Source organism: Mesorhizobium mediterraneum, assembly GCF_002284565.1.
In the GTDB taxonomy this organism is placed as follows: domain Bacteria; phylum Pseudomonadota; class Alphaproteobacteria; order Rhizobiales; family Rhizobiaceae; genus Mesorhizobium; species Mesorhizobium mediterraneum.
Window position 1 is genome coordinate 99,764 of sequence record NZ_NPKI01000028.1, and the last position, 23,117, is coordinate 122,880.

Below are 23,117 nucleotides of genomic sequence, written 5' to 3' on the forward strand. Positions count from 1 at the left end.
CACCATGTGGAAGCGAGACAAGAGAATATCATGACGGCCATCGAATCCCCATGCATCCTGGTCTGTTCGATCGATATGAAAACCGGCTTCTGCTTCGGGTGCGGCCGCACGCGCGAGGAAATCGGCGCCTGGATCGAGATGACCCCTGAAGTCCGCCGCAGCGTCATGGCCGAGCTGCCGGCCCGACTGGAGATGGTTGAACGCAGACCGCGTCGGGAAACGCGCCGCACCCGCCTCGCGCGCGAACGCGACGCCCTCTCGTGAGCCATATATGAACCGGTTTTTCTGGACTTTGATGATCGTGATCGGGGCCGGCGTGGTCCTGCTCATGCTCAACGATTCCGCCGGCAGCACGTTCGGCGTCGAGAATTACGATTTCAGCCGGCTGATCTGGCTTGGCGCATTGGTCGCGCTCATCGGCGCCGGCCTGCTCAGATCAGGCAGGCCCTTGGGCGCCATGGCCCGCAATCTCGGCACCTGGGTCGTCATCGTGCTCGCATTGATCGCCGGCTATCAGTACCGTTATGAGTTGCAGGATGTCGCCAGCCGGGTAACGGCCGGCCTTGTTCCCGGCAGTCCACTGGCATTGGGGTTGGAAGACGGCCACGCCACCGTGACCCTGGACAAGGCCGGCAATGGCCATTTCGAAGCGCGCATCATGATCAACGGCACGCCGGTCCGGGCCGTGGTCGATACCGGCGCAACCAGCACCGTGCTGACCGCGCAGGACGCGCAAGCGGCTGGGTTCAATCCAGCCGTTCTCAATTTCACCATACCGGTTTCTACCGCCAATGGCATGGCGCGCGCCGCCGCCGTGAGAACCGACGAATTGGCGATCGGCGGGATCGTGCGCAAGGACATGTCGGTCATGATTGCCGCGCCCGGCATGCTCGGCCAGAGCCTGCTCGGCATGAATTTCATCAGCTCGCTGTCCGGTTTTGACGTGCGCGGCGACCGCATGATCTTGCGCGATTGAACAGTCAGGCTGCTTCGGCGCCGCTCAGTGAGTGTTGAGCATCTCGACTGCCTGATCAAACCGGCCTTCCCGTTCCGCCCAGCGCAGGAAGCCTACTCGCTCCACCAGGATCTCTTTCGGCGTCGGCTGCCGACTGAGCAACGCCATCGCCTCGTCAATGAACGCATCGAGCGGCATATACTCCTCGCGGGTCGACTGTCCGGGCGTCAGTTCAGTGCGAACCGCGGGCGGCGCAAGCTCGATCACTTCGACCTTGCCCTTGAGTTGCTCGCGCAACGACACCGTATAGGAATGGATCGCCGCTTTGGTGGCATTGTAGGTCGGCGTGCCACTCAGCGGCACAAAGGCCAGGCCTGACGAGACGTTGACGATCACGGCGTTTTGCCGGGCCGCCAGGTGGTCGATTAGCGCGTTGATGAGCCGGATCGGCCCGAACAAGTTGGTGACGATCGTCTCCTCCGCGTCGCGCAGATCGCGGGTCCTGGTCAGATCTTCGCGGCGCATGATACCGGCATTGTTGATGAGCATGTTGAGTGCCGGGTGTTCGGCGACTACGCGCTTGGCAAATGCTGTGATTGCTTCCGAATCTTCGACATCGCCGACCATCGCGTGCATGCCTTCACGCCCGGCAATCGTCCGCTCGAGCGCCTCCTCGCGCCGTCCGGCGACGATCACAGTGTTTCCAAGCGCGTTGAAGCGCAGCGCCAGTTCCCTCCCAATACCGGATCCGCCGCCGGTGATGAGGATCGTGTTTCCCGTCGTTTTCATCGTTCTGTGCTCCATGTATTCCAGCTGCTCGGGATCAAACGACGCCACCGTTTGCAAATACCGTCTGTCCGTTGATCCAGGCGCCGTCCCCGCTGCAGAGCGCCGCGATCGCATCGGCAATGTCGGAAGGCTCGCCTAGCCGCTTGTGTGGCGTGCGAGCGGCGAAGCCGGCGATCTGCTCGGGGGTCTTGCCGTCGGTGAAGAGGGTTGTGTTCACAAGGCCTGGTGCCATGGCGTTCACCGAGATCATGCGGCCTTCAAGTTCCTTGGCGAGTATGTTCGCGTAGAGTTCCTGCGCGGCCTTGGTGGCGGCGTAAGCTCCGTAGGTCGGGCTGCGCAGCTGAGTGATGCTCGAGGACAGCGCGATGATCCGGCCGCCGTCGCGCACGCGCCGCGCCGCCTCGCGCAGCACGTAGAAACTGCCCTTCTGGTTGACGTCGACCATCCGGCTGAAATCGGCGTCGGTCATGTCGCGGAAAGGCGCAAGCCGCATGATGCCGGCATTGCTCACGACAACGTCGACGCCGCCGAACGCGCGCTCGTTTTCCTCGAACAGGCGTTGCACTGCACTGGGATCGCTGACGTCGGCCTGCACCCAGATGGCGCGCCCGCCAGTTGCCTCGATCTCCCGGACTACGCCGGCCGCGAGATCGCGGTTCTTTTCGCAATTCACGGTGACGGCATAGCCGTCACGAGCGAGGCGCCTGGCCGTCGCTGCGCCGATGCCCCGGGAAGAGCCGGTCACCAGGGCGACCTTGCCGCGCGATGCCGGCGCCTGACCGGTCGTTTGCGCGCGGGCGGCCCCGACCGCGAGTGCTACTGGAGCCATGGCGACCACCGCCAGCACGGCTCGTCTCGGCACCTCGTTCTGTCCAGACATTGGGAGTTCCTTTCCTTGTAGCGAACTTGCTTTTGTCGGGACGTTACATACCGCGCGGGCCGGCCAGGAGCTTGCCAACCCATGCGCAAAACTTGCTCGATTCTGCAGCCCACGTGACGTTTGCGCGCGCGGTATGCTAGGTATCGAGCCACGCTACAGGAGAGAGATCACATGGACTCGCTCAAACAGGCCGCTCAGGCTTATGCCAGTCGACATGCCAACAGCGATGGCTTGGCGGTGACGCCTGTGCCGGGTCTCAAGATGATGTACATCGAGTCCCCTTCCGGCGATCTTCATTCAGTCTATCGACCCCTGGTGTGCCTGGTCCTACAGGGCGCCAAGCGCATGACCGTGGGAAGAGAGCAGCAGGTCTTCTCCGCCGGGCAGTCTGTGATCGTGAGCGCGGACATGCCGGTCGTCGGGCGGATCGTGCAGGCGAGCCGGAGCGAACCCTATCTGGCCGTAGCGGTCGAGCTCGAGATGACGATCCTGCGCGAGCTGACGGCGCAACTGGGCAGCGTCCGCCCGCTACGCCCGTCCGAGACACGCACCTTGTTCGCCGAAGACACCGAAGCCGCGGCGCTGGACTGCGCATCGCGGCTGATGAGGCTGCTGGACCGGCCCGATGCGATACCGCTCCTGCGCGACGGAATCATGCATGAGCTGCACTATTGGCTTCTGTCGGGGCCGCACGGCGTCGCCTTGCGGGCACTTGCGGATCCAGAAAGCCACGCGAGCCGCCTCGCCGCGGCCATCGCGATCCTGAGAGCGGAGTACCGATCGCGCGTGTCCGCCGAACGCCTGGCGGCGGCAGCGGCAATGAGCCTCACCGCCTTCCATAAGCATTTCAAACAGATGACATCGCTGACACCGGGACAGTACCAGAAGCGGCTTCGCCTGGTCGAAGCGCGCCGCCTCATGCTGGATGAAGGCCTCTCGGCAAGCAGCTCTGGGTTCGAGGTGGGCTACGAGAGCGTTTCACAATTCACGCGCGACTATGCCCGACTGTTCAAAGCGCCGCCGAAGCGCGACGCCCTTCGCGTCCGGAGCGCAGCACGCGGGATCAGAGAAGAAATGCCGGACGGCGAGCGGGCGCGCGCTGCTTAGCCCGACTTGCCTCAGCTATCGACGGTCCTCTGGATTGCTGAACGGACTGCGTAGACGCGCCGCATGATCTTTCGCGACTGAACAGTCAGGCTGCTTCCGCATCCGCCCTGCCGAAATCGACTGCAGCGAAAGCCGCCTTCAGAACATCCGGTCCAGCGCCGGGCCTTGTCGCGTCAGTGGAAAGGATCTGCCGGTAGCGGCGCGCGCCCGGCAGGCCGTGGAACACCCCGACCATATGACGGGTGACATGACCAAGCCGCCCGCCCCGCTCGATATGGTGCGCCGCATAATCCGCCATGGCGTCGATCAGCGCGACAAAATCGAGCGCGTCGGGTTTGTCGCCGTAAAACGCGGCGTCGACGCCTGCCAGAATGCCCGGCGTGTGATACGCGGTGCGGCCGAGCATAGCGCCGTCGACGTGATCAATGTGGTCGAGCGCTTCTTCAAGAGATTGAATACCGCCATTGATGCCAATGAATTTGTTTTGTTTTCTGGCTTTCAGCCGATAGACCCTGCTGTAGTCGAGCGGCGGGACGTCGCGGTTTTCCTTCGGGCTCAGCCCTTCCAGCCACGCTTTCCGGGCATGCACCCACAGCGCGTCGGCGCCGGCCGCGAAAACGCCGTCCGCCAGCGCGTCGAGCGCCGGCTCAGGATCCTGCTCGTCGACGCCGATCCGGCATTTGACTGTGACGGGGATACTGACGGAAACCTTCATCGCCGCAATGCAGTCAGCGACAAGAACTGGTGCCTTCATCAGGCAGGCACCGAACGTGCCCGACTGGACGCGATCGGACGGGCAGCCGACATTGAGATTGATCTCGTCATAGCCGAAGGCTTCGCCGATGCGCGCCGCCTCGGCAAGCTTCTGCGGATCGGAGCCGCCGAGCTGCAACGCGACTGGATGCTCGGTATCGTCGAAGCCGAGTAAGCGCTCGCGCGCGCCCTGGATGACCGCGTCGGCCACGACCATCTCGGTGTAAAGCAGCGCCCGGCGTGTCAACTGACGATGAAAGAACCGGCAGTGCCGGTCCGTCCAATCCATCATAGGCGCGATGACGAATTTCCTATATTTTTCAATCATTTATCCACAGTTTCCAAACCACACTGAGATTGGACAGACTGACATTGCCGGCCTCTATGATATGTGACTCATTTCATTCTATTTTTCAAAGCGTAACCATCAATGTCACTCAACACCGCTTTTCTGCCCATGGCACGATCTGCGAGAAAGTTTAGCACGTATAATACGGATCGGACTGGCCCAGGGAGATCGATCCGTCCCATCTGATATTGGACAGATCTTCGCGCCTGCCTCGCTTCTCGGCACCGACTCTTTGCCTTACTCTTCGGTCGATAGCACATTGCGCGCGGCATAGAGTTCCGCCATGACATCGGTAATCAGAGCCGAGTTGATGCCGTCTGGCGGCCGCAGGATCAACTCTCGGAAATGGACCGCCGGCTCGAACGGTATCGCGATAATGCCAGCGATCATGCGGTCGGTGATAACGGACGGATTGACCAGGCCGATTCCCATGCCTTTTGCAGCAAGAATTGCGATCGTCAGGCCATAGGGGGTCTCGATCAGGATGCGCGGGCGCACGCCCTGCGCGGCGAAAACTTTGTCCATCGCAACCGCACCGTGTCCTCCGGTGACAATGCCAGGAACGCCTCGTCGGCGAGATCGGTTGGCGTGATCACCGCCTTCTCCGCCAGTCGATGGTTCTTCGGCATCACGCAAACCGCGCGCGGCGTGTTGAAGACGCTGTGGAGTACACCGCTCGTGTCCACCTCGTCAGCGGCGAGCCCGATGTCGAAACTGCCTGATGCCACCAGATCGCGCACCACATTGGAGGTGCGCACCTGATAGCTGATGCGCACCTGCGGATGCTTGCGCGAAAAAGCCACGATGGCGCGCGGCACTAGCCCATGCCCCAGTGCCGACAGGCTGGCCACACGGATCGTCCCCGTGCCCACTTCCTTGATCTGGGCCGCGCGCAGCTTCAGCCGGTCGAGACCGACCAGCTTAGCCTTCACTTCTACATGGAAAAGTTCGCCTGCGCGGGTGGCTACCAGCCGCACTGCGAAGGGTCGGGAAGACAAGGCCAATGCATGCCAGGCCGCGAGTGTGGCATCTGGCGAGGCAGGCTGATGGCCCGCCCCAGCCATCAGCCCCATGCTTTCGAAGTTCGACCGAAGGGAAATCAAAACAACCGAATTTCGAAATCACGACACTAGGGCGTTGTGTCGATTCAGCGCTGGTCTAGCTTCTCCGCAGCCTCCCGCTGCTTCGATTCGATCTCGTCCAGCACTGCTTCTGGCGCAATGTCCCTCTTAATCTCGCCGACTTCTACATCGCTTAAGGCTGGTTTTGCATTCAACCGATCCGCTATCGAATCCACAAGTTCAGTAAGCTTTGTGAGTTCATGCTCCGTCAGCAGGCTCACCTGAAGGTCCAGATCCGCCCGTTTGTCTGCGGCAGCTGACATCCGGTTTTGGCTGATCAGTACAAAGGTCGAGAGGAATATGGCTTCGACGGAAGCTACCATAGCCAATATCACGAATGTCGGATCAAAGGGCGGAGTGATCGGTATCCAGCCCAAGTTCGAGACGATCCAGCCGCCATACACGGCCAAGTGAAGGTACACGAAACGCATACTGCCCGTAAAAGAAGTAATCGCCTGAGCGATTTTCTCTTCCAAAGTTGCATCGCTTGCTTCCTTCGCCCGGCGCTCCTCAATCGCTTTGATATTGCGTTTCAGTGCTTGGCTGAGTTCAGTGGGAGGTGGCGGAGGCAACGTTGGAGAATCCATGGAACACCCGTTGGATAGCTAGCGGTCCTGTCACTCTGGGCAACGTACAAATCATGGGTGTTCGACTTTGTTCCCGACTAGAGCCGTCTAATCATTGGCTCCGCTATTTACCGGGGCCATTTCGGGGTCTTGAGGCTTGGCGCCGCCGGAGCGGCGATCCCGTCCAGGCGGGCATGCGGTATCCCGATGCCAACGCCAACAGCGGTCGGCCGGAGCCGTTCGCGACGAAGGAAAGCGGCCAACACCGCGCCGTGGCTCCTGCCGACCTTCTCCGATAGTCGGGCGGCCATGCCGCTCAGGGCCGTGCGTTTCCGGTCAGCTTGGTCCTGGCCTTGAGCAAACTGCAAACGGTGGTTTGCAGTTTGAACACCCCGGAAACAGCAGCATGACGAGCGCGGTCGCCTACTATCGGGTCTCTACACAGCGGCAAGGACGTTCAGGCTTGGGCATCGAGGCCCAGCGTGCCGCGGTCGCGCGCTTCGCTGATGCCGAGGACATCGTGGTCATCCAGGAGTTCACCGAGGTCGAAACTGGCAAGGGCTCGGACGCCCTGGATCGCCCGCCCGCAACTTGCAGCCGCCCTCGCCTTTGCCCGCCAGACAAAATGCCCGCGGGTCGTGGCCAAGCTCGATCGTCTCTCTCGAGATGTCGCCTTCATCGCCGGACTGATGGTGCAACGGATGCCGTTCATCGTTGCCGAACTCGGCGCCGACGCCGATCCATTCATGCTTCACCTGTATGCGGCGCTGGCCGAGAAGGAGCGTCGATTGATCTCTGAGCGCACCAAAGCCGCCCTCGCCGCACGCAAGACCACTGGGCTAAAACTCGGTAATCCGACCAACACCGCAGAAGCTGCAGCCAGAGGCCGTAAAATCTCGATCCGGGAAGCTGACAGATTTGCCCAGACCGTGCTGCCCATCATCGCCTCCATCCAACGGTCCGGCATCACCAGCCCGCGTGGCCTAGCCATCGCTCTAAATAACCGCGGCGTTCGAACAGCGCGCAATGGCCAATGGCAGGTCTCTAACGCGAGTAACATTTTGGGACGGCAAGCTTCTGCGAACTTCCTTTTATAGGCGGGAACTTGCGGACCAGCATGTCCCCATCGAAGCAGCAGGCCTGCAGCCGCGTAGGATGTGGCTGCACGGTTCTCGTTCCAGGGCTACGGCAACTCCGAAGTACTGCTTCGGAATTTCAAGTAGCCCGGCGACTTCTGCTCAAGCCAAGAAAAGAAATCGGAAAATCTTGGGTTCTCTGGTTTGAGGAAGCCCGCGCTCTTCAGCCCATTTTGTGCAAAAGTAGCGAACACCCTGTTCTGCTTCTTCCCTGGTCACGACAGGTGATCACACAAAGGCAAGTCTTCTTTTCCGACACAAAAGCGAGGCGCCGACAATGTTGGTGCGTCCAAATGGTAGCGTGTTACAGCCATCCGCGTCGCCACTCCCCGCCGATTAATTTGAGACGACAACTGAGATCGACAACCCGCGGAGCTTTACAGCCAAAAGGAAAGCCGGCGGCCCATCTTTCAATGAGCATTGCCTGAACCCGCCGACCTGCGGATTGCCAGTGGCCCCGCGATTCGCAGTTTTGTCGGAACGAAGGCGTGCCGTCTAGCAATGTAGGCGTGTACAGTTCCAGGTGCGGGAGTTTTCGAGACTTTTGCCTTAACTCCGTCGAAGGCAGGTAAATGAATGCTTGCCCGCTACCGGGCGACAGCTCGGCCACTCGCGTTTGTGACTCGCGAGTGAACCATTAGGCCCGGCGGGGCGTTTCTCTGCGAATCCAATACTATTGACGGCACGACCGTGGAGGAATCCAAGCCTCAGCCTGCGCTGCAGAAACAAGACACGCCCGGTGCCTTGGCGAATTTTCCTTATGACCGAATACTTGTCGAACGATTTCGGGAGGCATTTCCGCGAGCGAGGTGGAGCGACGAGCGCAGGAGCTGGTTTGTACCAGGCAAGACGGCAGCCCGTCGGGTCGACCGTTGGCTGGCGCGTGAGGCCGAGTTGCTGGCGGCCCACGCCGACAGCAAGGGACGTGACGCCTATGCGTTCGACCCGATCTCCAGTCCCTATCTCGAGGTTGCCGACGATCTGCGCATTTGGACGCCATATTCGAGGACCGCCCTTCGGGAACTACATGGCATTCCCTGGGCAAGTTGGGACGATGAACTGCGGGCATGGCGCGTGCCGTTTCGGTCCTATGAGGAACTGCGGCGGCGGTGGTCGGCAATCGAAGAGGCTGCCCGACGTAACGAGCCCGAGGAAAGGAAGCGGCGACGCGAGGCTGAGAGGGACTCGGAAGCTCAAAGAACCACGCGGTTGCGATATGCTGAACGCCGCCGCCACCGCTATCCGTTGCCAGCTGAAGACTTGCCTCCGACGGGCCGCCCCGTCGCAACAGAGCAGTACGGTGTTGTCGTCTTTACCGATGTGTCAGGTGAAGTCGTCGAACCGCCAGGATTGGCCGCCTTCTATCCACATGCGATGCGGGCAGACTTCGACTACGTGTGGGGAACGTGGCGCTCGGCGACGCTGACGGAACTCATCAAAACATGGCCCGCTCGTGATGAAGCTGGACCGATGGAGCATTCCCGAGGCTGGTGGCAACCAACGCTTGCCGAACTTAGAGTCGCTCGTCGAAATGCGCGCATGATCGAGCGTCGAAGGCGAAACCGCGATCTCGGTCGAGTGTCATAAAACTCGGAACAGCGGCCCGATCGGCCCGCTCTCTCCGCCAGAGGCGCAGCCTTTCATCTGTTCGAATGGATGTTGTCATCGCCAGCGCTTCCGCTGCCTAAACATCCGATTCTTGCGACCTTAGCTGCGCGCGAATCCACCCGCAGGGTAGAGGAACACATGGCTTGGCCCGAAGTTAGGTTGCCCGAGGAGAAAAAGGATGGCGACGATGGCTTCGCAGCATCGCCGATTTCCGACGTCGGCAGGTATTCTGCTCGGGCTTGGCTTAGGCGGATTCTTTGATGGAATCGTGCTGCATCAGTTGCTTCAGTGGCACCATATAGCGACCAGCGCCGGCTATCCCGACGACAGTGTTGAGAACCTTCGCTTCAACACGCTTCTCGACGGACTGTTCCACGCCGGCACATACGTGTTCGTCGTGCTTGGTCTGATCGTGCTCTGGCGCACCGCGCACAAATCTCATCTCTGGTGGTCGGGAAAGATGTTGCTTGGGACGATGCTCATGGGCTTCGGCATGTTCAACCTGGTCGAGGGGGTAATCGATCACCAGCTTCTCGGCATCCACCATGTCAACGAAACCGTCCCGCAGGACCAGTGGATCTATTGGGACATCGGGTTCCTGATTTGGGGTGCACTGATGCTGATTGGCGGCTTGGCGCTGGCAAGGCGGGGCAAACGGGAGTCGCCAGGCGAGCCTCGCTAGTCCGGCGCCCGGCATTGTCCGCAAGCATCGCGCAACTGCTCGATCCCTGTTTCCTCGCTCGCTGTGGGAACAAATCACGGACAGCGCGGTTCGGGGCGCTTCAGCCATGGAGGGACAAAATGCGAAGAGTGGTGAATGCAGGCATTCCGTGCGCTCTAATCGTTGCGGCCGCCAGCCTCAGCGCACTATCGGATCCACTGCCGCCCGATACAACCTACCGACCATTGCCCGCCCGTCCATTCTCCGCCGTCAAGGCCGACGACGAAGCGCAGAAGCCGCGCGTCATGGCGCGCCAGAGGGCTTTGCTGGAGGAGCGATACGACCTGTCGGATCGCGCGATGCCGGGTACAATGATGTCGGGCGGGATAAAACCTGTCCAGGACGGCGTCCGGGTCAAGCTGGCGAAGGACCAGACCTGGCAGGGCCTGGCGGAGATGAGCCCTGGCGAGATACGTGACCGCAACCTGCTGCCCATCGGTCTTCTGCCGCTGCCCCATGTCAAACAGGCAACCGGAGGACAGGTTTTCCCGGAAGAAGAAATTCGTGAGATCGGCCGGCAGGAGGGGCGCGATCTGAGACGCTTCGATGTCGATTTCGATCTTCCCGATCACCTCACGCCAGAGTTCCCGTCACCGATATTCCTGACCACCCATCCGGAACTGGGCGACGTGTCCCGCGGCGAGCTGCTGACGATCCGCAACTACTACGAAATCATGAACGGCATCATCACGCCGGTTCAGATGGAGGGGCTGCGGCTTCTCCTGACGCCGTTCCCACAGGAGGAATTCAATCAGACCGAGGACCGCAAGGTGGCGGCGCAGAGCCTGGGCGTAACCTGCCTCGATTGCCATGCCAACTTCAACACCAATGCTGCCTTTCATCTGACGCCCGATGTCAGGCCGCAGGCCGCGCGCTTCCGTCTTGACACCACCAGCCTGCGCGGTCTGTTCAACCAGCAGATCCATGGGTCGAAACGGTCGCTGCGCTCGGTCGAGGATTTTACCGAATTCGAGCAGCGCACCGCATACTTCAACGGCGACCATGTCAGCGCGACCAGGAAAGGCGTCCACCTGCCCGATCGTACAAACCAGGTGGCGATGATGGCGCAGATGCAGAACATCATCGATTTTCCGCCGGCGCCGAAGCTCGACCCGTTCGGCCGGCTCGATCCCGCTTTGGCCAGCGGGCAGGAACTGGCGGGTGAGCGCGTGTTCATGGGCAAGGGCCGCTGCGCGCAATGCCATGTCCCGCAAACGTCGTTCATGGACAACAACATGCACGATCTGAAGCTGGAGCGCTTCTATAAGCCGGGGCAGACCTTCAACGACATGGTGGAATTGCCGGACGGACCGATCAAGACGTTTACGCTGCGCGGCATAAAGGACACGCCGCCCTATTTGCATGACGGCCGTCTGATGACACTCGCCGATACGGTGGAGTTCTTCAACCTGGTGCTCGGCACCAAGCTCACCCAAGACGAGAAGAATGACCTCGTTGCCTACATGCTCGCGCTTTGACACAGGCCGACCGGCCCAGGCACATCTTCGATGGAGGTTCTCATGCGTGTTTTTGCAACTGCTTTGGGATTGGCAGTGTTTCCAGCATCGGCTCTCTCGGTATCGCCCCTTTTGGCCCAGATCGGAAACCCAGCCGGCATGGCCCCGGATACCCAGATGAAGGCGCCGGGACAGCCGGCGCCTCATCAGACCAATTATCAGGACCGGCTGTTCACGCAGCTCGCCGCCGCCGGCGGCGCAGCCGAGGTCGAATTCGGCAAGCTCGCGAAAAAGTCCGGCAACTCTGCCGTCACGGCATTTGCCGGCCGCATGGTCGACGACCACTCGGCGGCGAACGCGAGACTGAAATCGCTCGCCGAAACCAATAAGATCCCGCTGCCGGAAGGGCTCGACGAGGAGCACGAGCGGAAACGGACCGAGCTTGAAAAGCTCGACGGGGCGAAATTCGATCTTGCCTATATCAGTGGGCAGATCACCGATCACCAGAAGACGGTGCAGCTGCTTGAATGGGAAATAGGTTCGGGACAGGACGCCGACCTTCAGCATTTCGCCTCGGAGACTTTGCCGACAGTGCTCGAGCATCTGCAATTGGCACGCGACATCAAGGCGGATCTGGCAAGCCAAGCGATCGCCGGCGCCACCTCGGCGCCGACCAAGAAGTAGCCCGCGGGCCGGCAACATCGAGCTGTTTCCTGCATTGTTTCTCGGCCAGTCTCGTCGCGTTTTCTCGCGGTAACCCTGGTCACCGCCGATGTCCGCCTTCTCGGCATCAACACTGCATCATCGCGCCGGCCGGCGGCAGTGTCGGCATCGGCTTGGCGGTGCCGATTGCAATGGGGTCGCGCGTGATGAAGCAATCCATTGAGTATGGCGAGGTGCGCCGAGAACGGATCGGTGCCGCCATTCAGAACCTGCCGCCCGATCCCGCCTATACGCTCGGCACCGCCGCCAGAGCCTACGTCCCAAGCGCGTGTTCAGCAGGGAGCCTGCGGAACGCGCCGAATAGGCGAGCTGTTGGGCGAAGTCGCCTGGATGACTTTGGCGGGCTGAGCTCGGAAGAAAAGGCGACAGGCTAAGTCCTGGCGTGCTGCAGCCGCCCGCAAGGCGCGGTTTTGCTCGTTTTTGCTCGCCCGGCACTCGAAACACTTGCCTTCGGGCATTCTCACCCTGGAACAAAGAGGGTCCTGCCTTGTTGGGTCGGTAGCATAGTCGTGGACCAGCCACAGTCGTGCATCACCAAACAAGGATAAAGCCGAAGATTCGACACCTTCTTGGCGGCCTAGTTACCGCCACCGCTATCGCCTTCGCCGTACCCTCATTGGCCGCGGACAGCGCACAGGATTTCGTCGACAAAGCTGCTGTCGGTGGAAGGTTCGAAGTCGAATCAAGCCAGAGTGTTCTGAGCAAGCTTGACGACCAGCAGGTCAAGCAATTCGCGCAGAAAATGATCGATGATCATGGTGCGGCCAACGCCAAGCTGGAGAGCGTCGCTGCCGACCAGAAGCTCAAGGTTCCCACGCAACTGGACGCCAAGCACAAGACGGATCTGGAGAAGCTTCAGTCCGCCAAGGCGCCGGTTGATGAGTCCTATGTTGAGATGCAGCGCACAGCACATGCCGACGCCGTCAAACTGTTCGAAAGCTACGCAAACGACGGAGACAATGCGGCCCTAAAGACGTTCGCGAAAGACACGGTGCCCTCGCTTAAGGCGCATCAGCAAATGGTAGAAGACATTGCATCTAAAATGGCTGCCGGGCTTTCCAGTACGAGTTCGACCACACCCGCGGTGAATACAACCGATACCCCGAATACCGGGGGGCTAGTTCCCGGTGCCAACAGCTTCACGGAAGATCAGGCCAGGAGCCGAATCCAGGATGCCGGCTTCTCTGACGTATCTGACCTCAAAAAGGACGACCAAGGCATCTGGCGCGGTCAGGCCATGAAGAACGGAAAGAGCACCGCGGTAGGTTTGGATTATCAAGGCAACATCGTTGCCAGCACCAACTGAACAGACCAGGAGTTGAGCCATGAAAACGGTAACGGGTTTATTTGACGATTACGATGACGCAGCCGACGCCGTGGGTGAATTGGAAGCAATGGGCATTCCAAACTCCGACATCAGCATCGTCACCAACAATGCAACGGGTTGGTACGACGGTGATCGCTCGGAAGCTGCAGAAGATGCGACGGCTGGCGCGGGAATAGGCGCAGTAATCGGCGGCGCAGGAGGATTGCTCACAGGGTTAGGCATCATGGCCATTCCGGGCGTCGGGCCAGTAGTTGCCGCCGGATGGCTCGCTGCTACCGCAGCGGGGGCAGTTGCCGGTGCCGCTGTAGGGGGAGCAACGGGCGGAATTATCGGCGTAATGACAGATGCTGGCGTACCTGAAGCGGATGCCCATGTTTATGCAGAAGGCGTACGTCGTGGCGGCGCTCTTGTAACGGCCAAGGTCGAGGATCAGCTTGTTCCAGATGCCGAACGGATCCTTGAACAGTCCAGGTCGATCGATCTCGCCGAACGTCGCAGTGAATACGAGGCTGGCGGCTGGACCGGCTTTGATCCCTATGCGGAACCATACCCAGCAGAAGACATTGAGCGTAATCGCATCCGCAATGTAGATCGACCTTAGTCGAGGAGCTGAGGTTCCGAGGCTGTAGCAGTTCCGCGGGATCTGTTACGGCTTGTGTTTCGGCTGAGTTGCTTGCCTTCGCCAATTCTTTGGGCTCTTTCGGGGGTTCCATCGGCGGCGGATCCAGGGTGTTTACAACCGGGTCGGTGGCTCGTCCGCGCTCGTTGCCGGTTTTCGATCGGAGCGTTAGGGTCGCGCTGGACGGGCTCTTTCGCCGCTCCTCTCTTTCTGAGTTTCTTTCATTCATGCTCCTCTTGAGCTAGGTGGCTCCTCCCGGCGTTCAACAACGAACGCGATCCGGACTTTTCGTTCGAGCAGATTTACACCCCACTGCCAGCGTGACCCAACGGGAGTACCTCGTCCCGCTCTCATTTGATCAACGCTGCCTGTATATTCAGCGACCACTTCGCCGAAGCTGTTGCGCTGGATATCCACCTTTTGTCCGGCTTCGACCTTGTCGTTGAGTTTGATCAGATGCTCGACAAACCCGCCCTGGGACAGGTGAGGAAAGCACGTTGAGAAGATCGCGATTGGCTAGGGGGTGGATTACAGGACGCATGTTCTGGCGCAACCGCAACTTCCAGAGTGTCGCCGGCTATGTCCGCTTCATGCGATGGCAAAGCTGACCTTAACGGCCTAACGCGGCGCAGTAGCGCAGCCAATTCCAGCTCTCTAGCGAACGATCAGTTCGGCGCGCCCGCTTCGGAATTCGTGCTTGGTAAGAAATGAAACGATCGCTGCAGCGATTTTGCCGCCGCCCTGTTCCGAAGGCTCGATGGCGTTGGCAAAGTCGGCGTCCTTGTCGCAGATAATGCGAAGGTCGATCACTGGAACGCCGCGCCCAGCGGCTGCTCGTGTAATGCAGTCATTGAGGACCGACAGGGCCGTTACCACAATGCGCCTCTCCTCAGAGTTCGGATAACGGACGTCGTAGATCGTACAAACGGCGGTGGGCAGCTTGACGGCCAGAACGGCATCCAGTGTCGACCGATACTCCAGGCAAAACTGCTCTCTTATTTCGGCCAGTCTTAGCAGGGCGGCGGCGACGGACCGAGACGGAGCGTCCAAAACAGAGGAAACGCCGAGCGCGTCGTTACCTCCCATGCTGACCACCAGATGAGTGGCGTCAGCCGGCACACTGTCCAGCTGCTGGCGCACCCCTGCCATGACGCTGCCGTCAACGGCAAGCAGGTCGGCCGACCACCCGATCGGAAGCTGGCGCACCAAATGGGCCAGTACATCTGCTCCGCCGGTCACGTAGGCACCATTGTCAAAAACCGAATCTCCAAGAAGCACAATCTTGTTCGTCATACCCGCATCCTCGGCGAGACTGGCTTGCATGGGCGCGAATGCCGGTCCCGCCGCAGCGGCCAGCAGGAAGCTCCTCCGCGATATCGGGGACTTCACCAGACTTGCGTCTCCATGGGGCTCTCGCTCGCCAAGTAGTTAGCGGCGAGGGCGGCAACACTGTCCGAATAAACCCAGGCGCCCCCCAACGATTGGTTGCCATGTCGCATTCAGCGCCATTGCTGGGAGCATCCCGGCTGCGGCAAGAATGCCGGAAGGGCTTTCCGTAAACCGCGGCAGCCATCCCACTGGTTCTGTTTCGAGCACCGTGCCGAAGGCGAGTTTTTTCTGTAGACGGCAATTGTCCGCCTATGTCACCGTTGCGCCGTGTCAGAATCCCGCTCGTCGCGTCGGAGGAACTCGGTGGTGACCGTGCCGAGTCTGTTTTCTAGCCAATCAGCCATCGCCTCTTCTTCGCGCAGGTTCTCTTTGCACGCGCTTTGGGTTTCGGAATCGCCGACCTCGCCGGCTGCGGCAATGAGCATTTTATAGCTGGCGATTTCCATATGCTCGAACGTGTAGCTGGCCAGCGATCCTTTCATCACCTCGTCGCCTGCAAAAATGCCGCTGATGTTCTGCCCGATTGCGATTAGCTTACCGCCGGCATCCTTCAGCGTCGAAGATCCGTCGCCAATCCGGTCGAGGCATTGTTCGAGACGTTTCGCCTGTTGCCTCGTTTCTTCGAGATGCGTGTTCATCCGGTCGCGAATCTCGGGATAGTTTTCCAGACGCTCGATTTGGCCGCTCAAAATGGTCTCAGCCTGTTCTTCCATGGCGTGAGCGTCGCGAAGCCACTGCACCAGACGTTCCTTGGGCTCTGTCATGTCTGTCTCCGTTGGTCAGCATAGTTTTACTGCCGTCGCAACGCCGCCACAGAGCGATCGTTCCAAAGCTTTGTCCCCAGCCGGGAACAAACACTCAACGACCGGCGTTCTTGCGCGAGGCCGGACTGTCAGTGTGCTCGGTCTGGCTGAACGCCCGCTCTATTTGCAATGCAGCGGGCTCGAAGGCTAGCAAATGCCGCGGCCGCGTTTCAATCGCACCTGCCTCAGCCCTCAGGATCTGGCTGTTTGTGAACGCGTCTTTGATCAGGTTTGCGCAGATGAGCAGATCGATCCTTTTAGCCGGGATGCGGAAGTCTTGGCTGTGACGATTGTCGCGGTTTTTCGAAACATTAGTACCGATGAGGGCAAATTGCTGGAAGCCGTCAGGTCTCGTCGACGCTCAAGGAGCGCAGATTAGCGCACTAACTTGCTTGCCAACATGTGATTGGATTAGGTCCAGGCGCAGCTTGCGATCGTGCGCACCTGTCTAGGCGACCCGGTCGGCCCGCGCTCGGAGGAGGAGCGCGGGCGCTAGAAGCCGCTAATTGTGGAATATCCAATCAGCAATCTTCGGTGGTCTTCTTCATTTGCCCGGGGGCGGCGGTCTTGGCGTCCGTGTCCTGCTGACCAGGTGCGGCATCCTGCGCGCTGCCGGTCTGCTGGCCAGGCGCGCAATCCTTGGCCGAGTTCGGGTTCGTGCCGCTGGTGGTGGTGGTGTCAGTTCCCTGATCGGTTGTAGTGGTTGTGGAATTGGTTCCCTGATCGGTGCTGGGCGTGGTCGTAGTCGTGGTCGTGGAGGTTCCGCCCGAAGTACCGCTCGTCGTCTGGGCAAAGGAAAGCCCGGCGGAAAGCGCCAACACGGCCGAGGCTAAAAGGATTCGTTTCATATTCTTTCTCCTGTCTTAAGCGCACGACGCGCTCACAAACCAACATGCGGACAGAGGGAATGTTCCACACTGATGGAGTCTCTGGTCAGCCCTGCAGCTTTCCCATGTAAGGCCGTGCCAAACGACGCTACTCCTCGTCACCAAAACCCAGCAGCGACGCATGGCATCGCCGCGCAGATGCTTGATGCGCAGCTTGACGCCAGGCCCGACCCACTGCGTAGCAGACCGTTTCTTCATGGCCTCGGGCGGCGGTCCGGCGTGTTCCTGCACCCGCTTCCACAGCCGTTCCTTCACGTCGCGGCCCAAGGTGATGAACGCCGATCCGACATATTTCCCGGTGCCGGGTTCCGCCAGAAGCGCGAACGCCGCCTTGCCCGGCTCGCGCTCGACTCCCATTAGTTCGAACTCGTCAACCGTCCAGCTCTTTATCTTCAGCCAGTTCGTCGTCGGGCCGCTGCGATATTTGCTGTCGGCGCGCTTCGAGACGATCCCCTCGAGGCCGGCCTGGTCGGCGAGATAGAAGATCGCCTCCGCGTCGCCGGGCATGGCCTCGCTGAACTGGATCCGGCTGTTTGGCTTGATGATGCCGTAGAGGATTTCGCGGCGCGCCTTGCAGCCGATGTCACGCAGATCGTGACCGTTGAGGTGCAGGATGTCGGAGGCGCCGAGATACATTGAATAGGGATCGCTGTGGACGGCTTTCTGCGCGCGGCGAAATCCGGCAGCCCAGCCTCATTGGTGACGACCGCTTCACCGTCGATGATCGCGTTCCCGACCTCGAGCTCCCGCGCGGCTTCGACGAGCCCTGCATATTTGTTCGTCCAGTCCGCACCGGTTTTGGTGAAGACGCAGATATCCTCGGGGCTGTTGATGACGATCTGGGAGCGGTAGCCGTCGAGCTTGATCTCGTGAATCCAGTCCTCGCCACCGGGCGGCTTGGCGACAAGCTTGGGTTCCATCGGCGGAATGAACTCGAGCCGATCGACCATGCAAACTCCAACGCAACAGACCCCACTCAATAAAATTTGAACGTTTCGGTTCCTGTGCACGGCGAAGCCAGCCCCATGAGGGGATTCGGTCCGATTCTCCACCGGACCTAAGTCTTATCTGTTCGCAAAACAGGCAAAGACGTATCGCCGCTCGGAACCGCGGCTGCAGGCAGTCGTTGCTAGGGTCCTTTCAACGTGCCGTTTGCTTGAACCCGGGTAGGAATACGGAAATGGAAGACAACCAGAATCGTTTGTCGATCGACGAGTACTACGAGATAGAACATTTCGCGCGAGAGAATGGAATCTCGCCGAGCCAGGTGAGCAAGCTGATCAAAAAGAACGGCAATGATCGGTCAGCCCTGACAAAAGCCGCGAGGGCGCTGCGGGAGGGTAAGTGAGATATCGGACCAACAACGAAGGTACGGGCTACACGGGCAAGGATCACGACCGGCCAATCAAGCCCGAGGCGGAGCATTTCGAGCATTGCCCCTTATGCGGACAGAAGTTCGACATGCGCGATCTCGGCCAGGTGCTTCACCATGCGGAGCCGGAGCACCAGCCGCTTCCGGTAAACCAATAGACCGGCCTGTTCGTTGCTGAAACCCAGCAGCGATGCGTGGCGTATGTGGCTGTGATCGCCGCGGAGATGCTTGATGCGCAGCTTCATCCCGGGCGTGTCCACCTCTTATCCGCATCAGCAGCGTGGAACATCTGCGGCGAATGCAAGTTCGGCAGGTAACGCCCATGGAGGTAACTAAGTCCTTGTGTCCAGCTTTCTCCTCGGACGTGCTCATCCGCAAGCTGCGTCGCGTCGCTGACATCAGCGATGATGACGCCGCGGCCTTAGGAGGCCTCACGATTCAGGAGAAGGATGTTCCGGCTAACAGGGATGTCCTCTTAGAAGGCGATCGACCAACCAACTCCTTTATCGTCTTGGACGGCGTGGTATGTTCATACAAGCACACTGGTGCGGGAAAGCGGCAGATCACCAGCTTCTTTGTCGCAGGCGATCTCCCGGATCTGCACGGCATACATCTGGCAGTCATAGATTGCAGCTTCTCGAGCATGACGCCGGGCAGATTGGGCTTAATCCGCCACAGCGCTCTTCGCTCGATTTGCGAACAACGCCCGCGTGTTGCAACCTCGTTCTGGCGATCGACCCTGATTGACGCTGCGATCTACCGTGAATGGGTCACCAACGTAGGCAGACGGGACGCCTACGCTCGCACGGCCCACATGCTATGCGAACTCATTGTGCGGTTGCGGTTTGCAGGACGCATTGAGGACCACGTCGCGGATCTACCGATCACCCAGGCAGCACTGGGTGATGCGGTGGGTTTGTCCCCGGTTCACGTGAACCGCACGCTTCAGGCGCTGCGAGGTGACGGGCTGATCGCCACGTCAGGTACAAAGTTGCGTGCTCTCGATTGGCCGGGTTTGGTTCAGGCAGGGGAATTCGATCCGACTTACCTGCACCTGAACGACCCCGACGTGGCATTCTGATGACGGAAGCCGATATGCCAAGATATTTCTTTGATAGCGGCGATCGCCAGCATCTCGTGGAAGACAACACGGGTCTGGAGTGCGAGGGGATTGAGGCAGCGCGCAATGCAGCCGTCGAAGGATTGACCGAGCTGGCAAAGGACGAACTGAAAGGTCCCGATGGGCAGCAACTCATCATGGATATCAGGGACGAGAGTGGCAGAAAGGTTCTGAGGCTTAGCCTGTCCCTGGTGATCGAACCGCTTGAGGTAAATGCCGTCTCGCCGACACCCGCCAAAGATGAACCTCGACATCGCGGTTGAACCATGCGGAGCCGGAGTACCAGCCGCTGGTAATTGTGCAGTGAACGAAGACCGGGCTTTTAGCCGACCTCGCGGATCAAGGCGATGCGGGCCTCACCGAGCGATACGAACAGGCGCTCTAGAAGCCCTTCGTCCACTTCGGAAGCCAGGCGATCCTGTCCTGGATCGACACAAGCGTTTCATACCGAGCGACAAGGCTCGTCATGACGTCCTGATGGTGGGAAGTCATGTGCTTTTCTTTCCGCGCTACAATCGGGCATATAGTCGAAGGCGTTCGTAAAGAACTGCCTCGTCAAATTCGCCATCTGAGAAAAGTTCCATTGCGATCACGCTCAGGCGCTCCGCCTGCTCGCTACCAACGGGAATACCTTCCTCAACGCGAACACGATCAAAGACCTGCTTCAACAAAGTCAGGTCACTAGGAAAGGCAATGCCACTCTTTGCAGTCTTAAGGCTGACCATATGCCTTTCCTCCCATTGGGGCGGAAGCGCGGTGGTCGCTCACAGCCATCGATGCCCGTGATGTGTATCGCCGATGAGAACACATTACGCCGATGGGCGCGGAGAGTCTTGAAAATAGCGCCAGACGCTTTCTGCCCGTCGGTTCCATGCTGCCCGCGAAACGACAACAATCAACCGTTGAAAGACAGGCAGTGCGACGGCGAGGCATGGGGGAACCAGAACAACCGTAGGAGCGTGACCCAAAAGCCTGGATCTGCAAAAGCGGCCATTTCGCTGAGCAGTTGCTTCATGCCGGCGAAACGCATGCGCCTGGTGTTCCGTGCGAGCGATAAAGCCCGCGCCCCACGAGGAAGGGACGCGGGCCGATCGGTGCATCGGGCCGATCTGCAGCCGTTCATTGGGAGGGAACAATTGCTGCACTTTCCGAACTTTCATCTCAAGCATGTGTTCCAGAGAAAGCGAAAAATGCCTGGAAGGTTTAGCCATTGATCGCAACAAAACCCTCCCGCCGGCGTTCCGGTTCAATCCAAGGGCTGAAAAGGTTCACCATGGGCGAGGAAGAAAAGTCCGACCGCGACCGAATGACGGATTTTCAGGCGCAGTTCCTCGCCAAGGAAGCTGGAATAACGGAAGCTCAGGCGCGCGAGCTGATCGAGTTGATCGGCACCGATCGGGCATCACTACTTCGGGAAGCTCGGCTACTGAAAAGCCGGCTGAAGCCGCCGGACGCTTAGGGGCATCCACATGCTATCCGCATGGGACAATTTTGAAATAGAAGCGGCTCGATTGAATGAGAGTCGCGCGCGAGCAGATATCGATGATCTTCGCCAGACGATAAACGATACCCGCCGCCTAATACTGGCATCCCGTAAGCTGTTGGATCGCATTGCCGCAGACGATACGCTGAGCAACTAATCAACCGGCTAAAATCCCGCACCATCAAACCGTACAGCTATTCCACGCTCGACCTTTGCACATCGGCCGTCGATTCGATTGAACCACGCGGCCTGCGGAGAGGACCGCGGCTGATTGGAGGGCGCCAGGTGCAGCGTGCCTACTACGACTTCTTGGTCTTCCAATTCCTCTTCGGTTTCGGTGCCGATGCAGCAGGAAGAGCAGTCTCGGCTTTAAGTCGTTGCTCCCGCAGCCGAGCGGTCTTTGCATCTCGTGCGATGCGCTCAATGTCTGTTAATGCCCGTGCAGCATCCGACGTGCGCTCCTGTCTGTCGTGTTTTTCTTTATGGGTAAATGTTTGCCTTTCACGCATTGCCTGTCCTCGATCTGACGGTACGGCGCTTTGTTGGCGACCCGAACGATTGTCGGCAGATCGTGTTCCCCAAGACAACAAAAAAGCCCGCCGCACCCTTCGGCACGGCGGGCGATCAGTCGTTTGCACAGGGTGGGCGGGGATCGTAAGAAAATCCTACGCGCGCCGGCTGCGCTGCGTCCACCAACCGGCAGTTGGAATGTATCAACAGCTTGCCGTCATCCCGCATCCTTGCCGGCCGCAACCTGACGGTACCGGAAGTGATTCCGGATGTGCTCGTTGAAATAGCGGCCTTTCGCAAAGGCGGCTTTGAACGCGGCGAAGGTCTCCGGCGGCACTTCCTCAAATTCGTATCGTTTGCCGCTGGCGACGAACCACACCGAGAGGATTCTGCTGTCGGGATCGTAGGCCATTTTTCTTATCGAGGTCGATGGCATGATATGGCTCGATCAAAAGTCTTCAACGATCGCAGAGCCTGTCACGTTCCTTCGTGGTATTGCTCCCGAGCAGCGCACGAGGATTTTCTCCGGCCACCTAACGCATCGCGGCATCGCAAGCGCGGCAGCGGGCACGGTCTTCCGGGTCTCTCTTTTCTACGCCGGCAACGAACTTCAACCTTCCAATCACTTCGACCGCTTGGGCTAGGCGCTGTTGAATAGCCAATCGACCCTCATTATAGGCGATCAGAGCTATCGGAGTTCAGCAGGAAGCGCCGCGATGCTGATGATCGCGAGTTTGGCCTTGGTGGATTGGCCTTTTGCAGCCGGAGCGGGAATGTTCTTGTTCGCCCCATGTTTCGGCGCGGTCGAGATCTGGTGCAGGCGTTGATCACGAACCGCCAGTTCTTTGCCCGGGACGCCTGCGTTGTCGCTCGCGATATGATTGGCGCCACGCTTCTTGTGCACGGCGTGGGCGGGATCGTCGTCGAAACGGAAGCCTATCACGCCAATGACCCAGCCTCACACAGTTTTTGTGGTCGGACTTCGCGAAACTCCGCAATGTTCGGCGCCCCAGGGAGCGCATACGTCTATCGGTCCTATGGTCTGCATTGGTGCCTGAATGCCGTCTGTCTTCCCGGTAGTGCTGTCCTTGTGCGCGCGATCGAACCGCAATCAAAGCTCGACCTGATGCGGGCCAATCGCGGCGTTGATGACCTTCGACTTCTTTGTTCGGGACCCGGTCGCCTTTGCCAGGCGCTTGCTGTCGATGCATCTTATGACGGGCTGCCATTGGACGAGCTTCCGTTCCAGTTCAAGCTGCCGTCAGGAGCAAGAACCAGCTCCATCTTAACGGGACACCGGGTCGGCATCTCCAAGGCTGTCGATCTCGAGTGGCGCTTCGGACTGGCAGGCTCGTCGTACTTGAGCCGCAAGTTTTGAGTTGCGTCTGCACGAGTAATTGCCTGGGGTGAGTTCGGGTAATTAGCCATGTGCAGGGTCCGCG

General features: G+C 59.7%; 30 protein-coding genes and 4 pseudogenes. 17 read left to right on the forward strand and 17 right to left on the reverse strand.

Annotated elements, in window-relative coordinates; all coding sequences use genetic code 11:
- Positions 1–30 precede the first annotated feature (30 nt).
- Both CIT25_RS23165 and CIT25_RS23170 read left to right on the forward strand, forming a co-directional pair.
- Positions 31–264 (forward strand): DUF1289 domain-containing protein, encoded by a 234-nt coding sequence (locus CIT25_RS23165; RefSeq protein WP_164547208.1) that lies wholly within the window; start codon positions 31–33, stop codon positions 262–264.
- Between the two features lie 7 nt (positions 265–271).
- Positions 272–976 (forward strand): TIGR02281 family clan AA aspartic protease, encoded by a 705-nt coding sequence (locus tag CIT25_RS23170; RefSeq protein ID WP_095486873.1) that lies wholly within the window; start codon positions 272–274, stop codon positions 974–976.
- A 24-nt stretch (positions 977–1,000) separates the two neighbouring features.
- Here the strand turns inward: CIT25_RS23170 and CIT25_RS23175 are convergent, their stop codons facing one another.
- Together CIT25_RS23175 and CIT25_RS23180 are read right to left on the reverse strand one after the other, a co-directional pair.
- A complete protein-coding gene (locus CIT25_RS23175; RefSeq protein ID WP_095486929.1) occupies positions 1,001–1,744 on the reverse strand; it encodes an SDR family oxidoreductase in 744 nt (247 codons plus the stop codon).
- A gap of 34 nt (positions 1,745–1,778) precedes the next feature.
- A complete protein-coding gene (locus CIT25_RS23180; protein WP_095486875.1) occupies positions 1,779–2,624 on the reverse strand; it encodes an SDR family oxidoreductase in 846 nt (281 codons plus the stop codon).
- A gap of 171 nt (positions 2,625–2,795) precedes the next feature.
- On the opposite strand from CIT25_RS23180, the gene CIT25_RS23185 reads away from it, so the two are divergent.
- Positions 2,796–3,731, forward strand: a complete 936-nt coding sequence (locus CIT25_RS23185; RefSeq protein ID WP_095486877.1) for an AraC family transcriptional regulator — start codon at positions 2,796–2,798, stop codon at positions 3,729–3,731.
- Positions 3,732–3,816: 85 nt separating this feature from the next.
- Here the strand turns inward: CIT25_RS23185 and dusA are convergent, their stop codons facing one another.
- From dusA to CIT25_RS23210, 4 genes and pseudogenes are all read right to left on the reverse strand, one after another.
- Entirely contained in the window at positions 3,817–4,812 is a 996-nt protein-coding gene (dusA, locus tag CIT25_RS23190; protein WP_206072983.1) for a tRNA dihydrouridine(20/20a) synthase DusA, read from the reverse strand.
- A gap of 258 nt (positions 4,813–5,070) precedes the next feature.
- Positions 5,071–5,906, reverse strand: a pseudogene (locus tag CIT25_RS23200) (LysR substrate-binding domain-containing protein).
- Between the two features lie 74 nt (positions 5,907–5,980).
- Entirely contained in the window at positions 5,981–6,541 is a 561-nt protein-coding gene (locus tag CIT25_RS23205) for a DUF1003 domain-containing protein (RefSeq protein WP_095486883.1), read from the reverse strand.
- A gap of 107 nt (positions 6,542–6,648) precedes the next feature.
- Positions 6,649–6,888 carry a PTS sugar transporter subunit IIA gene (locus CIT25_RS23210; protein ID WP_095486885.1) on the reverse strand — a complete coding sequence of 80 codons (240 nt, stop codon included), beginning with the start codon at positions 6,886–6,888 and terminating at the stop codon, positions 6,649–6,651.
- Positions 6,889–6,926: 38 nt separating this feature from the next.
- On the opposite strand from CIT25_RS23210, the pseudogene CIT25_RS38285 reads away from it, so the two are divergent.
- Positions 6,927–7,025 (forward strand): annotated as a pseudogene (locus tag CIT25_RS38285) (recombinase family protein); the annotation flags it as partial.
- On the opposite strand, the gene CIT25_RS38720 reads toward CIT25_RS38285, so the two are convergent.
- Positions 6,978–7,166 (reverse strand): hypothetical protein, encoded by a 189-nt coding sequence (locus CIT25_RS38720; RefSeq protein WP_342587112.1) that lies wholly within the window; start codon positions 7,164–7,166, stop codon positions 6,978–6,980. The pseudogene CIT25_RS38285 and the gene CIT25_RS38720 overlap by 48 nt on opposite strands.
- Here CIT25_RS38720 and CIT25_RS23215 point away from each other — a divergent pair.
- From CIT25_RS23215 to CIT25_RS23250, 7 genes are all read left to right on the forward strand, one after another.
- On the forward strand, positions 7,159–7,617 hold the full coding sequence (locus CIT25_RS23215; protein WP_342587110.1) for a recombinase family protein: 459 nt from the start codon (positions 7,159–7,161) through the stop codon (positions 7,615–7,617). The two genes, CIT25_RS38720 and CIT25_RS23215, sit on opposite strands and share 8 nt — an antisense overlap.
- A gap of 729 nt (positions 7,618–8,346) precedes the next feature.
- Positions 8,347–9,243, forward strand: coding sequence for a hypothetical protein (locus CIT25_RS23220; RefSeq protein ID WP_245329958.1), 897 nt, complete (start codon positions 8,347–8,349; stop codon positions 9,241–9,243).
- A 199-nt stretch (positions 9,244–9,442) separates the two neighbouring features.
- A complete protein-coding gene (locus tag CIT25_RS23225; protein WP_095486887.1) occupies positions 9,443–9,946 on the forward strand; it encodes a DUF2243 domain-containing protein in 504 nt (167 codons plus the stop codon).
- Between the two features lie 119 nt (positions 9,947–10,065).
- The gene (locus CIT25_RS23230) at positions 10,066–11,463 is read left to right on the forward strand and encodes a cytochrome B6 (RefSeq protein ID WP_095486889.1); all 1,398 of its coding nucleotides are present in this window, start codon (positions 10,066–10,068) and stop codon (positions 11,461–11,463) included.
- Positions 11,464–11,601: 138 nt separating this feature from the next.
- The gene (locus tag CIT25_RS23235) at positions 11,602–12,126 is read left to right on the forward strand and encodes a DUF4142 domain-containing protein (protein WP_245329959.1); all 525 of its coding nucleotides are present in this window, start codon (positions 11,602–11,604) and stop codon (positions 12,124–12,126) included.
- A 565-nt stretch (positions 12,127–12,691) separates the two neighbouring features.
- Positions 12,692–13,471, forward strand: a complete 780-nt coding sequence (locus tag CIT25_RS23245; protein WP_245329960.1) for a DUF4142 domain-containing protein — start codon at positions 12,692–12,694, stop codon at positions 13,469–13,471.
- Positions 13,472–13,490: 19 nt separating this feature from the next.
- Positions 13,491–14,093, forward strand: a complete 603-nt coding sequence (locus CIT25_RS23250; protein ID WP_095486891.1) for a hypothetical protein — start codon at positions 13,491–13,493, stop codon at positions 14,091–14,093.
- A 378-nt stretch (positions 14,094–14,471) separates the two neighbouring features.
- On the opposite strand, the pseudogene CIT25_RS37620 reads toward CIT25_RS23250, so the two are convergent.
- The 6 genes and pseudogenes from CIT25_RS37620 to CIT25_RS38300 form a co-directional block, all read right to left on the reverse strand.
- A pseudogene (locus CIT25_RS37620) lies at positions 14,472–14,603 on the reverse strand (peptidase M14); the annotation flags it as partial.
- A 162-nt stretch (positions 14,604–14,765) separates the two neighbouring features.
- Positions 14,766–15,404: an SGNH/GDSL hydrolase family protein gene (locus CIT25_RS23260; RefSeq protein WP_245329961.1), complete on the reverse strand. Its 639-nt coding sequence runs from the start codon at positions 15,402–15,404 to the stop codon at positions 14,766–14,768.
- A 350-nt stretch (positions 15,405–15,754) separates the two neighbouring features.
- Positions 15,755–16,264, reverse strand: a complete 510-nt coding sequence (locus tag CIT25_RS23265; RefSeq protein WP_095486895.1) for a ferritin-like domain-containing protein — start codon at positions 16,262–16,264, stop codon at positions 15,755–15,757.
- Positions 16,265–16,824: 560 nt separating this feature from the next.
- Positions 16,825–17,151, reverse strand: a complete 327-nt coding sequence (locus tag CIT25_RS23270) for a hypothetical protein (RefSeq protein ID WP_127206584.1) — start codon at positions 17,149–17,151, stop codon at positions 16,825–16,827.
- 15 nt (positions 17,152–17,166) lie between these two features.
- On the reverse strand, positions 17,167–17,826 hold the full coding sequence (locus CIT25_RS38295) for an ATP-dependent DNA ligase (protein WP_342587111.1): 660 nt from the start codon (positions 17,824–17,826) through the stop codon (positions 17,167–17,169).
- A 113-nt stretch (positions 17,827–17,939) separates the two neighbouring features.
- A pseudogene (locus tag CIT25_RS38300) lies at positions 17,940–18,140 on the reverse strand (ATP-dependent DNA ligase); the annotation flags it as partial.
- A gap of 230 nt (positions 18,141–18,370) precedes the next feature.
- Between CIT25_RS38300 and CIT25_RS23280 the strand changes: the two are divergent.
- Positions 18,371–18,538, forward strand: coding sequence for a DUF3606 domain-containing protein (locus tag CIT25_RS23280; RefSeq protein WP_095486899.1), 168 nt, complete (start codon positions 18,371–18,373; stop codon positions 18,536–18,538).
- A gap of 92 nt (positions 18,539–18,630) precedes the next feature.
- Here the strand turns inward: CIT25_RS23280 and CIT25_RS36440 are convergent, their stop codons facing one another.
- On the reverse strand, positions 18,631–18,807 hold the full coding sequence (locus CIT25_RS36440) for a hypothetical protein (protein ID WP_158302633.1): 177 nt from the start codon (positions 18,805–18,807) through the stop codon (positions 18,631–18,633).
- 77 nt (positions 18,808–18,884) lie between these two features.
- Between CIT25_RS36440 and CIT25_RS23285 the strand changes: the two genes are divergently transcribed.
- A complete protein-coding gene (locus tag CIT25_RS23285) occupies positions 18,885–19,643 on the forward strand; it encodes a Crp/Fnr family transcriptional regulator (RefSeq protein ID WP_164759360.1) in 759 nt (252 codons plus the stop codon).
- Complete coding sequence (locus CIT25_RS23290) at positions 19,643–19,945, forward strand: DUF6894 family protein (protein WP_206072984.1); 303 nt, start codon at positions 19,643–19,645, stop codon at positions 19,943–19,945. The genes CIT25_RS23285 and CIT25_RS23290 overlap by 1 nt, the downstream gene beginning before the upstream one ends.
- Before the next feature lie 246 nt (positions 19,946–20,191).
- Here CIT25_RS23290 and CIT25_RS23295 read toward each other — a convergent pair whose 3' ends face one another.
- Positions 20,192–20,407: a hypothetical protein gene (locus CIT25_RS23295; protein ID WP_023803428.1), complete on the reverse strand. Its 216-nt coding sequence runs from the start codon at positions 20,405–20,407 to the stop codon at positions 20,192–20,194.
- A gap of 548 nt (positions 20,408–20,955) precedes the next feature.
- Here CIT25_RS23295 and CIT25_RS23300 point away from each other — a divergent pair.
- Positions 20,956–21,141 (forward strand): hypothetical protein, encoded by a 186-nt coding sequence (locus CIT25_RS23300; RefSeq protein ID WP_095486901.1) that lies wholly within the window; start codon positions 20,956–20,958, stop codon positions 21,139–21,141.
- A gap of 751 nt (positions 21,142–21,892) precedes the next feature.
- Here the strand turns inward: CIT25_RS23300 and CIT25_RS23305 are convergent.
- Positions 21,893–22,111, reverse strand: coding sequence for a KTSC domain-containing protein (locus CIT25_RS23305; RefSeq protein WP_095486903.1), 219 nt, complete (start codon positions 22,109–22,111; stop codon positions 21,893–21,895).
- Here CIT25_RS23305 and CIT25_RS23310 point away from each other — a divergent pair.
- Positions 22,110–22,319, forward strand: coding sequence for a hypothetical protein (locus CIT25_RS23310; RefSeq protein ID WP_095486905.1), 210 nt, complete (start codon positions 22,110–22,112; stop codon positions 22,317–22,319). The two genes, CIT25_RS23305 and CIT25_RS23310, sit on opposite strands and share 2 nt — an antisense overlap.
- Positions 22,320–22,363: 44 nt before the next feature.
- On the opposite strand, the gene CIT25_RS37625 is transcribed toward CIT25_RS23310, so the two are convergent.
- The gene (locus CIT25_RS37625; RefSeq protein WP_245329964.1) at positions 22,364–22,618 is read right to left on the reverse strand and encodes a hypothetical protein; all 255 of its coding nucleotides are present in this window, start codon (positions 22,616–22,618) and stop codon (positions 22,364–22,366) included.
- Between CIT25_RS37625 and CIT25_RS23315 the strand changes: the two genes are divergently transcribed.
- Positions 22,553–23,053 carry a DNA-3-methyladenine glycosylase gene (locus CIT25_RS23315; protein ID WP_245329963.1) on the forward strand — a complete coding sequence of 167 codons (501 nt, stop codon included), beginning with the start codon at positions 22,553–22,555 and terminating at the stop codon, positions 23,051–23,053. The genes CIT25_RS37625 and CIT25_RS23315 overlap by 66 nt on opposite strands.
- The last annotated feature ends 64 nt before the right edge of the window (positions 23,054–23,117 follow it).

What these genes read in the sequence shown, in the direction of transcription:
- CIT25_RS23270 (WP_127206584.1), bottom strand. Translation starts at nt 17,151, where the DNA reads ATGAAACGAATCCTTTTAGCCTCGGCCGTGTTGGCGCTTTCCGCCGGG.
- CIT25_RS38295 (WP_342587111.1), bottom strand. Translation starts at nt 17,826, where the DNA reads ATGTATCTCGGCGCCTCCGACATCCTGCACCTCAACGGTCACGATCTG.
- CIT25_RS23225 (WP_095486887.1), top strand. Translation starts at nt 9,443, where the DNA reads ATGGCGACGATGGCTTCGCAGCATCGCCGATTTCCGACGTCGGCAGGT.
- CIT25_RS23260 (WP_245329961.1), bottom strand. Translation starts at nt 15,404, where the DNA reads ATGACGAACAAGATTGTGCTTCTTGGAGATTCGGTTTTTGACAATGGT.
- CIT25_RS23250 (WP_095486891.1), top strand. Translation starts at nt 13,491, where the DNA reads ATGAAAACGGTAACGGGTTTATTTGACGATTACGATGACGCAGCCGAC.
- CIT25_RS23185 (WP_095486877.1), top strand. Translation starts at nt 2,796, where the DNA reads ATGGACTCGCTCAAACAGGCCGCTCAGGCTTATGCCAGTCGACATGCC.
- CIT25_RS23290 (WP_206072984.1), top strand. Translation starts at nt 19,643, where the DNA reads ATGACGGAAGCCGATATGCCAAGATATTTCTTTGATAGCGGCGATCGC.
- CIT25_RS23300 (WP_095486901.1), top strand. Translation starts at nt 20,956, where the DNA reads ATGGGCGAGGAAGAAAAGTCCGACCGCGACCGAATGACGGATTTTCAG.
- dusA (WP_206072983.1), bottom strand. Translation starts at nt 4,812, where the DNA reads ATGATTGAAAAATATAGGAAATTCGTCATCGCGCCTATGATGGATTGG.
- CIT25_RS23305 (WP_095486903.1), bottom strand. Translation starts at nt 22,111, where the DNA reads ATGCCATCGACCTCGATAAGAAAAATGGCCTACGATCCCGACAGCAGA.
- CIT25_RS23315 (WP_245329963.1), top strand. Translation starts at nt 22,553, where the DNA reads ATGATTGGCGCCACGCTTCTTGTGCACGGCGTGGGCGGGATCGTCGTC.
- CIT25_RS23175 (WP_095486929.1), bottom strand. Translation starts at nt 1,744, where the DNA reads ATGAAAACGACGGGAAACACGATCCTCATCACCGGCGGCGGATCCGGT.
- CIT25_RS23205 (WP_095486883.1), bottom strand. Translation starts at nt 6,541, where the DNA reads ATGGATTCTCCAACGTTGCCTCCGCCACCTCCCACTGAACTCAGCCAA.
- CIT25_RS23230 (WP_095486889.1), top strand. Translation starts at nt 10,066, where the DNA reads ATGCGAAGAGTGGTGAATGCAGGCATTCCGTGCGCTCTAATCGTTGCG.
- CIT25_RS23180 (WP_095486875.1), bottom strand. Translation starts at nt 2,624, where the DNA reads ATGTCTGGACAGAACGAGGTGCCGAGACGAGCCGTGCTGGCGGTGGTC.
- CIT25_RS23170 (WP_095486873.1), top strand. Translation starts at nt 272, where the DNA reads ATGAACCGGTTTTTCTGGACTTTGATGATCGTGATCGGGGCCGGCGTG.
- CIT25_RS23165 (WP_164547208.1), top strand. Translation starts at nt 31, where the DNA reads ATGACGGCCATCGAATCCCCATGCATCCTGGTCTGTTCGATCGATATG.
- CIT25_RS23280 (WP_095486899.1), top strand. Translation starts at nt 18,371, where the DNA reads ATGGAAGACAACCAGAATCGTTTGTCGATCGACGAGTACTACGAGATA.
- CIT25_RS23310 (WP_095486905.1), top strand. Translation starts at nt 22,110, where the DNA reads ATGATATGGCTCGATCAAAAGTCTTCAACGATCGCAGAGCCTGTCACG.
- CIT25_RS23295 (WP_023803428.1), bottom strand. Translation starts at nt 20,407, where the DNA reads ATGGTCAGCCTTAAGACTGCAAAGAGTGGCATTGCCTTTCCTAGTGAC.
- CIT25_RS36440 (WP_158302633.1), bottom strand. Translation starts at nt 18,807, where the DNA reads ATGAAGCTGCGCATCAAGCATCTCCGCGGCGATCACAGCCACATACGC.
- CIT25_RS23265 (WP_095486895.1), bottom strand. Translation starts at nt 16,264, where the DNA reads ATGACAGAGCCCAAGGAACGTCTGGTGCAGTGGCTTCGCGACGCTCAC.
- CIT25_RS23235 (WP_245329959.1), top strand. Translation starts at nt 11,602, where the DNA reads ATGGCCCCGGATACCCAGATGAAGGCGCCGGGACAGCCGGCGCCTCAT.
- CIT25_RS23285 (WP_164759360.1), top strand. Translation starts at nt 18,885, where the DNA reads ATGGAGGTAACTAAGTCCTTGTGTCCAGCTTTCTCCTCGGACGTGCTC.